The 10,791-nt window shown below is 60.2% G+C and carries 8 protein-coding genes and 1 tRNA gene; 3 read left to right on the forward strand and 6 right to left on the reverse strand.

The genetic code is table 11. From position 1 onward, the window contains the following. Positions 1 to 198: 198 nt before the first annotated feature. Genes V5A26_RS10545 through V5A26_RS10560 form a run of 4 tightly spaced genes read right to left on the reverse strand, consistent with a single transcriptional unit; the run spans position 199 to position 4,231 of the window. A complete protein-coding gene (locus V5A26_RS10545; protein WP_332322468.1) occupies positions 199 to 1,059 on the reverse strand; it encodes an ABC transporter permease in 861 nt (286 codons plus the stop codon). Further along, entirely contained in the window at positions 1,059 to 1,964 is a 906-nt protein-coding gene (locus V5A26_RS10550) for an ABC transporter permease (protein WP_332322469.1), read from the reverse strand. Before V5A26_RS10550 ends, V5A26_RS10545 begins: the two co-directional genes overlap by 1 nt. Then, entirely contained in the window at positions 1,964 to 3,085 is a 1,122-nt protein-coding gene (locus V5A26_RS10555) for an ABC transporter ATP-binding protein (RefSeq protein WP_332322470.1), read from the reverse strand. Before V5A26_RS10555 ends, V5A26_RS10550 begins: the two co-directional genes overlap by 1 nt. Positions 3,086 to 3,088: 3 nt before the next feature. Further along, a complete protein-coding gene (locus tag V5A26_RS10560; protein ID WP_332322471.1) occupies positions 3,089 to 4,231 on the reverse strand; it encodes an ABC transporter substrate-binding protein in 1,143 nt (380 codons plus the stop codon). 100 nt (positions 4,232 to 4,331) lie between these two features. Here V5A26_RS10560 and V5A26_RS10565 point away from each other — a divergent pair, with 100 nt between their 5' ends. Next, positions 4,332 to 5,327, forward strand: a complete 996-nt coding sequence (locus V5A26_RS10565; RefSeq protein ID WP_332322472.1) for a C-terminal binding protein — start codon at positions 4,332 to 4,334, stop codon at positions 5,325 to 5,327. 121 nt (positions 5,328 to 5,448) lie between these two features. Here the strand turns inward: V5A26_RS10565 and V5A26_RS10570 are convergent, their stop codons facing one another. Continuing rightward, positions 5,449 to 6,708 (reverse strand): ArgE/DapE family deacylase, encoded by a 1,260-nt coding sequence (locus V5A26_RS10570; protein WP_332322473.1) that lies wholly within the window; start codon positions 6,706 to 6,708, stop codon positions 5,449 to 5,451. 512 nt (positions 6,709 to 7,220) lie between these two features. Between V5A26_RS10570 and V5A26_RS10575 the strand changes: the two genes are divergently transcribed. Continuing rightward, positions 7,221 to 7,643 carry a CBS domain-containing protein gene (locus V5A26_RS10575; protein ID WP_332322474.1) on the forward strand — a complete coding sequence of 141 codons (423 nt, stop codon included), beginning with the start codon at positions 7,221 to 7,223 and terminating at the stop codon, positions 7,641 to 7,643. 339 nt (positions 7,644 to 7,982) lie between these two features. On the opposite strand, the gene V5A26_RS10580 is transcribed toward V5A26_RS10575, so the two are convergent. Next, positions 7,983 to 10,319 carry an STT3 domain-containing protein gene (locus V5A26_RS10580; protein WP_332322475.1) on the reverse strand — a complete coding sequence of 779 codons (2,337 nt, stop codon included), beginning with the start codon at positions 10,317 to 10,319 and terminating at the stop codon, positions 7,983 to 7,985. A gap of 276 nt (positions 10,320 to 10,595) precedes the next feature. On the opposite strand from V5A26_RS10580, the gene V5A26_RS10585 reads away from it, so the two are divergent. Continuing rightward, positions 10,596 to 10,679: transfer RNA gene (locus V5A26_RS10585), tRNA-Ser, on the forward strand. Positions 10,680 to 10,791: the final 112 nt, after the last annotated feature.

A 10,791-nucleotide genomic window follows, 5' to 3' on the forward strand; every position in this document is an offset into this window, starting at 1 on the left:
CCCGTCGGTATAGTCGTTCCCCGCTTCGATCGTTTTCGAGACTGTGGTTTCAGCACTGCCTCGTTGGCCGGATTCGACATTATCAATTGATAAAACCACTGACCAAGCACAAATCGTCGTTTGACTTTGTCCACAACCGTGGAACGGCACGTCCGTTGTGACGCGATTCGCTAGATACAACAAAGGAAAGCCGGCGTGTCACTCCCCAACGATCAACTCAGTCCGGGTGAGCCAGACGGCAACCAGGATTCCCCCGGCCGCAACGAGGAGAAAGACGACCGAGATGACGTTGACTTCGGGAGTGACGTTGTACCGGATCTGGTCCCAGATATAGACAGGGAGCGTCGTCTGTCCCGAGCCCTTGACGAAGTACGTATAGACGAACTCGTTGAACGAGAGCGTGAAGGCCAACAGCCCACCCGCCACGATTCCCGGCATCACGTTTGGGAGTGTAATCTCGACGAACGTGTGAAGTTCGTCGGCGCCCAGATCCTTTGCGGCCTCCTCGAGTTCCCGATCAAAGGTGAGAAATGTGGGGAGGATGACCAGAGTCGCGAACGGGATGGTCCGGATGACGTGAGCGACGACGGTGTTCCAATATCCCGAATCGAAACCGATGACACCGTAGAACAGGACCAGAGCGATACCGGTGACGACGAGGGGAACGATGATCGGTAATGTCGCAAGCATCCGCAAGACCCCCTTCCCAGGAAACGGCAGGCGGTCGACCGCATAGGAGATGAGCGTCGCCAGCGTGACGGTGATGATCGTCGCGATGGGTGATATCTTGATCGTGGTCAAAATCGACCGGATGGCCGCGTCATTACCCAAGAACTGCCAATACCACTCCAACGTGAGTTCCTCGGGCGGGAACGACAGGACACCGCCGGCGGCGAACGACATGAACACGAGCACAAAAATCGGGACCCAGAGGAAGGAGAACACGACGAGCATCGTGACCTGCGCAAGCCGGTTTGCGTGTATCTCGACGAACCGTTCCAGCGGAGTCGGGACCATATCAGTCGCGATTTCGACGGCCCGAGAGACCATCCCCACCATCAGCCCTCACCCCCGATGAGATTTGCCCCGGCTTTCCCGGCTGCAATCAGTAACGCGACGACGATGGCCGAGAGGACCATCCCGATGGCGGCACCGAACGGCCAGTTGAATGCGGTCTTGAACTGGTTCTCTACGATCATCCCGATCATCACGTTGTTCGTCCCGCCGAGGAGTCGCGGCGTCAGGAACGATCCGAACGTCGGGATGAATACCAGAATCGTCCCGGTCACGACACCGTTTATTGTCGTCGGTAACGTCACCGTAAAGAACGCTTTCACCGGACCCGCCCCGAGATCCTTTGCCGCCTCGATGAGATCGGGGTCCATATTGGCGAGACTCGCGTAGAACGGCAGTATCGCGAGAGGCAGCCAGACGTACGTGAACCCGATGAGGACAGCCGTTTCCGAGTAGAGCAGCCCAACCGGTGGAAGACCCACAAGTGACAGCGTCGAGTCCAGGACACCGTCGGACTGGAGGATGTTGATCCAAGCGTACATCCTGATGATATAGCTCGTCCAGAACGGGAGGATGACAAGGAGCAGTAACAACGTCGTCCGTCTCGAGAATCGCACGATACTGTAGGCGAGCGCATATCCGACGATGACGACGATCACCGTGACCTTGACCGTGATGACGAAGGTCCGCCAGAGGATGACACGATACACCTCGGTGAACAGGAACTGTCGATAGTTCTCGAGTGTCCACGGCCCATCGACGGTGCCAGCCCGAAAGCTGATGAGGAGCATCGCGACCAACGGCAAGGCGAAAAATAGAAGCAAAAAGGCATACGGCGGGCTGACGAGGAGTCCGGTGGCAAGCCGGTCGTGCTCTCGAAGATAGCTGATACCGGCACTGAACCGATCCGCCATTCGAGTGTCTCGGTCGGTTCCGCTCGTCGTATCCATTACGGTACCTCGTTTTGGAAGATGAAGACATCACTCGCATCCCAGGACAGGACCACCGAATCCCCTTCGTGGACCCGATAATCACGGACGTTTGCAGTCATCGTTTGCAGTTCCGTTTCGACGTCGTAAATCGTATCGCTACCCTGATAATTAACGGTAGAGACTGTTCCACTGATCCGGAAATCGGCATCCACGGACGCTGGTCTATCCGAAACATCGATGTTGTGTGGTCGGACACTGATAGTAGCTCGATCGCCTTCACTCACTGCGGGAGTGGACTCATCCGCTCTGATGGCGTCAGGACTGGCCGTGACGCGCGTTCGATCCACCGGAACGGTGACAGTCCGACCGTCATACTCGAGCGTGATTCCGTCCTCACCGGTTCCTGTCACCGTTGCCGCGAGGGTGTTCACGTCGCCAATGAAATCCGCAACGAAATGGCTCGCTGGATCGTCGTACAGCTCCTCAGCGGATCCGATCTGTTCGATGTTTCCCTCGTTGAGAACGATGAGACGATCGGAGACCGACAGAGCGACTTCCTGATCGTGGGTGACATAGAGGAATGTGATCCCCGTCTCCGCCTGGATTCGCTGGAGTTCGACCTGCATATGCTGGCGGAGCTTGCGGTCGAGGCTCGAGAGCGGCTCGTCGAAGAGGACCACACGCGGTTCGTTCACGATCGCCCGTGCAAGCGCAACCCGTTGTTGCTCACCGCCCGAGAGTTCCGAGACGTCCCGGCCCCCGTAGTCTTCCAAACGAACCATCTCCAACATCTCCTCGGCTCGTTTTTCGCGTTCGGCTTTTTCCACACCGCGCTGTTTGAGGCCGTACTCGATGTTTTCGGCGACCGTGAAGTGGGGGAACAGCGCCAGATCCTGGAACACCATGTTCACGTCCCGTTCGAATGGGGGCGTTCCCACGACTGATGTGCCGGCGATCTCGATATCACCAGCTGTCGGCTGCTCGAAGCCGGCGATCATCCGAAGGATTGTGGACTTCCCGCTCCCCGACGGACCCAGAATGGAGACGAACTCCCCATCCGAAATCGCGAAGGAGACGTCGTCAACCGCAGTCAGCCCGCCGAACTGTTTTCTCAGATCGGTGAGCGACAGGAGCGCCATACGTTAGGCGGCTTTGACTTCGGTCCAGATTTCGTCGTAGCGCCCTCGGACGTCGTCGGTGAGCGTTTCCTGGAACTGGAGGTTCCAGCTGTCGGGCCACTTCGTGAACTCGGCGTCCCGATCGGAGAGGCTGTCGCTGATGTCGACCGAGGGTTTGTATCCCATCGTGTCGAAGAGTTGGTACGCGTTTGCGGGATCCGTTGCCCAGTTAGTGAACAGCGTGGCGGTGATCGGATTGGGTGCCCCTTTTGGCACCACGAACAGGTCGGAGGTGAACAAGGCTCCCTCCTCGGGCGCCGTGTAATGGACGGGTGCGTCCTCCTGGAAGCGGGCACTATACGTCCGCCCCATGGTAAGAGGCCCGGCAACGACGTCCTCGTTGACGAACAGTGACATCCCCTGTTGATAGTCACCCCAGTACGTCCGCACGAGCGGCTTCTGGTTGGTGAGGACCTCGCGGATCTCCTCGTAGTCGTCCGGTTCGATGGGATCCTGCCCGGTGTACATTGCAGCAATCTGGCAAGAGACGGTCGAATGATCCCACATCGTAATTCTGCCCTCGTATTCTTCGTCCCACAGCACACCCCACGAATCGGGGCCGTCCTCACCGAACTCGTCGGTGTTGTACGTGAGTGGATAGAGGACGAGGCTCTCCGGAACCGCGTAGATGCTGCCGTCCTGCCGATAGGACGAAACTTCCTTTACCCGGTCGAGTACGTGCTCCCAGTTCGGCATCGAGTCGACCGGCAACTCGTGGAGATAATCGTTTTCGATCGATCGATCGACCCAATTCGTGGTGGCCGCGATGTTATCGATCTCCTCGTTGCCCGCCTCGAGTTGGGAGTACCACTGCTCTGCCGACGAGTACCCCGAGTTGCTCACGGATACGCCATCGTATTCTTCGGGGAACGCGTCCATAGCCCACTCAGCCCAGTCGTCGTACCAGTTCCACAGGTTGAGCTGGTTCGAATAGTCGGTCGGTGGCCACTCCTCGATATCCATCGGCGTGGCCTCGCCACCGTCGTCACTACCACCGGAACACCCAGCCAACCCCGTCGCTGCGGCAAGGCTGATTCCAGTGGTCTGCAGAACCTTCCGCCGGGAAAGGTTGCAGGTGTCATCTATGATGTCATTGGGATTTGGCATACATTGCCAATCGGACCAACCGTCACATATAATTTGGGTCTGAACCAATCAGAAATCTGAGGGGTGCCTCAGGGGGATGGAACGCGAAACGGTTTATAACGTGACAGGGAACATCGAATGCAGAACGATGAACGAACGCCAGGTTGTGGTCTTCGACGACAGAATCGAAGATCTGGCCATCGAGCGAGAGATATTCGGGGGGATTGCCGTCGATCTCACCCTGTCCGGAACGACAAGAGAGCACGTGCTCACGGACGGTACCGACGCGTTCGGCATCATAATTGACGCAACCGTCCCGATACCCGCCGATGTCATCTCAGCACTCGACGAACTCGAGATCGTAGCCCGGTCTGGTGTCGGGTTCGATAACGTAGATGTCGACGCCGCAAGAGATCGGGACATCAGAGTGACGAACGTCCCCGATTACTGCCTGGATGAAGTCTCTACACATGCGCTCTCCCTCATTCTGGCACTCGTTCGCAATCTCCCGGTCTACGACCGCCGGACGAGTGATGGATCGTGGGACTGGACTGACGGCGTGGCGATCGAGCGCCTCAGCGAACAGACCCTTGGAATCGTCGGCTACGGGAACATTGGAAGTCGAACGGCCAGGAAGGCCGCGCCGTTCTTCGAGGAGCGACTCGCCTCCGATCCGTACGTGGCGGACAACACGATCCGGTCGGATGATGTCGAGCCGGTCGGGTTCGAGGACCTGCTCGCTCGTTCGGACGTGATCTCCCTCCACCCTCCCCTGACCGAGGAGACCAGAGGAATGATCGACACGTCAGCATTCGGGAAGATGAACGACGAAACGATTCTCGTCAATACGAGCCGCGGGGAAGTCATCGATCAGCAGGCGCTCGCCGACGCCCTCGATCAGGGAACAATCGCGGCAGCTGGACTCGATGTCATGGCAGCCGAACCGCCAGAGAACCACCAACTACTCGCCCGGAACGACGTCCTGGTCACCCCACATGCGGCCTGGTACTCCAACCAGTCGCTGGTTGATCTCCGGCGAGGGGCGGCTCGAGAGGTCAAACGCACGCTCGAAGACGAGCCCCCGAAACACCCGGTCGAAGAGCAAGAGTGGATCTGAATGGGCCGATTACGTCGCCGGGGTCGAGGTGTACGCCACTGCCGTCGAAGCTATCGCTTCGTAGCGAAACGACACGGAAAGCAAGGCCGTCAGCTCCCTGCCGGTGAATGTCGCCCCGTTCTCACGGGGTCAGGAACTCGTGAGCGGCCTCCGCGACGATAGCTATCGACTCCAACACCTCGCCCCATTCGATGTATTCGTTCGGGAAGTGCGCACGATCGACACTTCCCGGGCCGAACACCACTGCCGGGATGCCACTCTCGACGAAGAGTCTCGAGTCGGCTCCGTAAGTAGCCCCTTGCGGTGAGGAATCGAGACCGTGACTGTTCAACGACCTCTGGAGCGCCCGGACCACCGGCACATCCTGCTCGACCTCCGCGGGGATGAACTGTATATCGCGCCGCTCCATCGTCGGGGAGTGGGACTGCAGCCAGTCACTCTGGTCCACGACCGTCTGTAGCCGCTCGCGGAAGGCACGCTCGACCGCATCGATCGTCTCTCCGGGAGCCACACCGATACGAACGTCCGATTCGAGGTGGGCCGGCACGGACGAGGCCCAGGATCCGGCTTCGACAATCCCGAAATTGACTGGCCAGGCGATCGGAGATGTCTCGTACAGCGGATGGGTGACCTGCTCGTTACGCTCCGACTCTAAAGCGAGGAACGCCTGCCGGATGGTCTCGAAATGAGGGAGGACAGATTCCCCCTCCCACCGCGTTGCCGCGTGGGCGGACCGGCCTTCGACCGTCACGGTGACCATCAGTGACCCCTCGGTGGCGGTCACCATTCCCAGCTCGGTCGGTTCGGCGATGATGACGCCGTCCCGCTGGAAATCATAGGGTGAATCCTCGACTGCCGCTTTCGTGCCAACCCCTCCGGTTTCTTCTCCCACGACCGATTCCACGACGATGCGACCATCGATATCGTCTCCGTGGCGTTCGCGAAACGCCACGACCGCATAGAGTAAGCCAGCGAGTCCCGATTTCATGTCTGCCGCGCCCCGGGCATAGAGGCGTTCCCCATCCCAGGTGGGATCGAAGGGGTCGGTGTCCCAGGACGCTTCGTTGACGGGCACGACGTCCATATGACCGTTGAGGACGAGCGTTTTCCCTGCCTCGGGGTCGCCGAACTCGAAGACTCCGGCGACGTTCGGACGATCCGTCAGATCAAGGGTGTCGATATCGCCAAACGCGGGGTCGGACTCGAAATGTTCAGGTGCGGCCTCCCATCGAACGATTTCCGCTGCACCTGCGTCGACAAGCGCCTCCTCGAAGCGGCGTTGTGCCGGACGCTCCGTTCCGTCGGTCGTATCGATTCGGAGGAGATCGAGAGCGAGCGAACGGATTCGATCGTCGTACCGTTCGCTCGACAAAGTGCGCATACTTCTAATTTCTAATTACCACACCGAGGTGTGATGAATATTTCGCCCACTACGAGAAAAGGTCGGCTGACGTGTCACTGACGGGGCTGCTACGGTTTTGAAACGGCGAACCCTGCCGCCTACACGGAGGCGGGGAACCACGCCAGGTTTCCAGCATCGTCAGGTGCCCGTTCTGCTGGCGTTCAGTCCGCGACCGATCAACAGGACATGGCGAGTGGTCGTCAGACCCAACTGTCTCGGTTCCGTGCCACGCCGCTCACTGTGAAGCGTGGTGAGACAGACACGGTGGACTGCATCACTGTCTTCCGAAGTGGGGCAAAGCCCGAGCAGGTACTCGGTGAAAGTCCACTCAAAGAAGAGTGCGTGGGCGAATGCGAGTATGTTGCACCTCGCGAGGACTGATACTGACGGTGGGCTTTCGACAATGAGTGTTCGGGAAGTTCCAGGCTATTGAGAAGGTCCCTCCGGATATATCTGATCGCTCGTCGAGAACCTACACGGAGACAACAGCAATGCCGATCGAAAACCTTGCCCGAGAAGACGTCGTCAGTGCTGGTCCCGGAACATCGGTCCCCGAACTCGCCCAACAAATGCGAGACGAAAACGTCGGGAGCGTCGTCATTACGAGCGACAATATCCCGACCGGGATCGTCACAGACCGCGATCTGACGACACGCGTACTCGCCGAAGACACTGCTTCGACCGATCAGACAGCCGACGACGTCATGTCGACGGACCTGTGTGCAGTGGGTCCCGACGCTGGCTTTTACCAGGCCGCACAGGTGATGAGCGAGAATGGCGTGCGTCGCCTGCCCGTCTGCGACGAGAATGACGAACTCGTGGGGATCATCACCGCCGACGACCTGACCGAACTACTCGCCGACGAAAACCAGCAGCTGGCCTCGGTCATCCAGGCGCAACGGCCCGAATACTAAATTCAGCCCCTGAACCGAAGACGGGGCTACAAGACCGCTTAATACTGACGGCTATATCTTCGTGAGCATAGTCGACATTGCTCATGGGCGTATAGCCGTTAGTATACCGGTCGACGTAAGCCCTGATACTTTCAGCCGGGAGTCCGGCTGAGAAGTATCAAAAGTTACGTCGACCGGTATATGAACAATCTGGTTCCTCTCGGTGCCGAACTCGGGGTAAATCTCGTCCCAGTCGACGGACTTTGGATCGGAGGTACCGCTGTTTGGCGATGAAACACCAGCACGTCGGCGCGGATCGCTGTCTCTGTCAGGCCAGCCGACGTCGGTGGGTTCAGACTGTTATTCTCCGACGGCAACTGTCGCCCCATTCATTACCGCCGACTCCGGGACGGCCACTGTCACCGTCCCGTTCGCGGTTGGGACGTCGTACGATCCAGGCTGTGCAACCCGTACGGCGTACGCGCCCGTTGCGTTCGTCGCCGCTCGCCGTTCGTACGTGAACGACGTTCCGGGGATGTCGACATCGGTCGTAGCGTCAACGGTCGTATTCGCCGGGCCACTCCCGCGAATCGTCGCCCCGGGGACGACGAGGAAGGCCTTCCGGGATCCGTCTGCCGTCGTGAAGACGGCACGATACTGTCCAAGCCCCGCCACGTCGTTCTCCCGGCTCCCGAGATTGTCGTGCAGTCGTGCGTGCATCATGCGAGCATCCGTGTCACGATCGCGCGTGACGGTGAAGCGTACGCGGTCAGCCAGCATACTGGTTGCCTCCGCGGGCTCCGTTTGTGTCATGAACGTCTGGTAGTTCGACCGTGCATACCCATACGAACGAGACTCGCCGTTTACGAAGTAGTTGTACAGGCGGTTCCACCCCCACTCGCTGAAGACGTAACTCTCTGACGGCGAGTGCCAGCCCTGCTCGTCGGCGTAGTCAGCCATCCACGCCGCTGTCTCGTAGACGTCGTCGTCAGTGGTGACCTGTTCGACCTTGATTGCAGTCTGCATGACACCCAGCCCCCCGACGAGGACGAACAGCGCGAGCAGGGCGGCGACCGTCGACGTATCGGGCCGTCTGGGCACCCAGTCGCTCAGATCGCTGTCGCCGTCCGCAGTATCGAACAGCACTGGTGGCCGCGTGAGGTCAACGGTTGCGGCGAGCCAGACGAACCCGATCGCGGCGAACGGCGACAGGAAGATGCCGAGCTGGCCGGTAAACCGGACCTGGAACAGCGAGAGGATGAAGAAATACCACGCGTACACGCAGGCGACCAGCCACGGCGACCTGTCGGGCGAGCGTCGGTAGCTCACCCACGCGAGGACGGGCACGCCGAGAAAGAGGAACAACCCAAACAGCAGCAGAAAGCCAAGCGCGTCGCCGCTGAACAGCGCGTTGACTTCTGCGATGTTATCAGTTCGCCCGATGACCCCGAGCCCGCGCAGTAATCGCTCCCGGAGGTCAGGAAAGGTTGTCCACGCGATGGCAAGCCCGATCGCCGCACTGAGTGCTTCGAGGATCGCGACGTCCCGGACTGGCCGACCGATCCTGTGGGCGAGTTCGCCGACTGCGACCACGGCGACAGTCCCGGCCAGCAAGAGCACGGGCGTGACAGTGACGACCTGCGTGTGCCAGCCGTACCTGACGTGTCCGAAAACAGCGAGGCATGCGGCGAGGGCAAGTCCGACGATTACTGGAATGTGTGTGACCGACGGCGAACGGTCTGTATGCACGTCGATGAGGACGCGAAGTGGAACGAGTGCCGCGATGGGGACGAGCAAGAGCGGGCCGTTGTCCCAGGCGAGCGTCTGGGCGCCGACGCCAATCCCGAGAGCGAGTGCAGCGAGCCAGGGTCCGCTCTCGCTGAGGTGTTCGCGGCGCTTGACGTCGGCGAGTGCGACGAGGGCGGCCGCCGTCAGCGCGAGCCAGACGTAATCGAAGGCGTGGTGGTCGGCAAAGCCCAGTGCCGTCCGGAGGCCGTGACCAGGCATCACCGCCAAGACGACGACAGACGCGAGCGCGATACGCCGGTCGTTGGTGAGCCGGAGGGTCAGCCAGTACAGAAGGCCGGCGGTCAGGACAGCCGACACTACGGGGTAGACGGCGAGAATCGCCCCCGCGGTGTTGATGCCACCAGCCAGGTCTGCGATCCACGCGAGCGTGGCGACGAGCAGTGGTTCGCCGCGCTCGATATCGAATGGGAGGTCAGTGAGCGATTCGGTGGACGTCAGCGTCTGTTCGACCCAGTATCGATAGAAGTAGGGATCGTTTCCGGAGAGCACCACGGCCCCGTCGCGGAAGATTGACCCGACGACGAACGATCGCATGACGACGACCAAGACGAGCGCACCCGCGAGCAGGCCGGCTGCGCGGGTGTTCACCGTGGGCAGTGACACCTCGACCGACGGGGCTGTTCCTGCGTCAGTCGCAGGCGCACGCTCGGCTGGTGAGTCGTCCTGGAGTGCTGTACGCACAGCGTCGGGATCTGCGAGCCGGTACTCGTCACCCTCTTTCTCGACGATGTCGTTGGCGACGAGTTCCCCGAATGCGCCCGAGTCGACCGGGATGTCCTCGAAGGTCCAGGTGTCGGTCTCGGCGTCGACATCGAGGATGGCCGCAAGCGGTGACTGGAGGTCGGGTCGATCCGCGAGGAGGTCCTCGACCCGCCGGCCGTCTGCCATGTCCGTGTGCTTGCCCGGTCACCGCATAAACCCATCGGGCTCGGGCGGGCCGTTGCCGGTCCGAGGAGGGGTTTCTGGTCCCGTCGTTGCAGGATCTGAAGACGACATCTTGAAGTTTTTCGGCGCAAATCATTCTATCACCGCCTGATGGACGGGATTCCGGTGCTTTCGGCCCACTTCAACCAAGGTGCGATGGAACAGCGTGTTTCGTGGCATTGTGGTGATCGAAGGCGCTAAAAACCACCAGAATGCGGCAGATATAATGAATATCTGATGGGTGGGATAGCAAAGTGGCCCAATGCGCCTGCCTTGAGAGCAGGTGGCCGAGAGGCCTCCTGGGTTCAAATCCCAGTCCCACCGTGAGTGCGCGGCGCAAGATCGCGCCGCGCCGAACGACACCTGGGATTTGAGGTAGACCGGACGCGCAGCGAAGCGAGCACGTCCGGGCGTGGTTCAAATCCCAGTCCCACCG

This window comes from Halodesulfurarchaeum sp. (genome assembly GCF_036626455.1).
GTDB lineage: Archaea > Halobacteriota > Halobacteria > Halobacteriales > Halobacteriaceae > Halodesulfurarchaeum.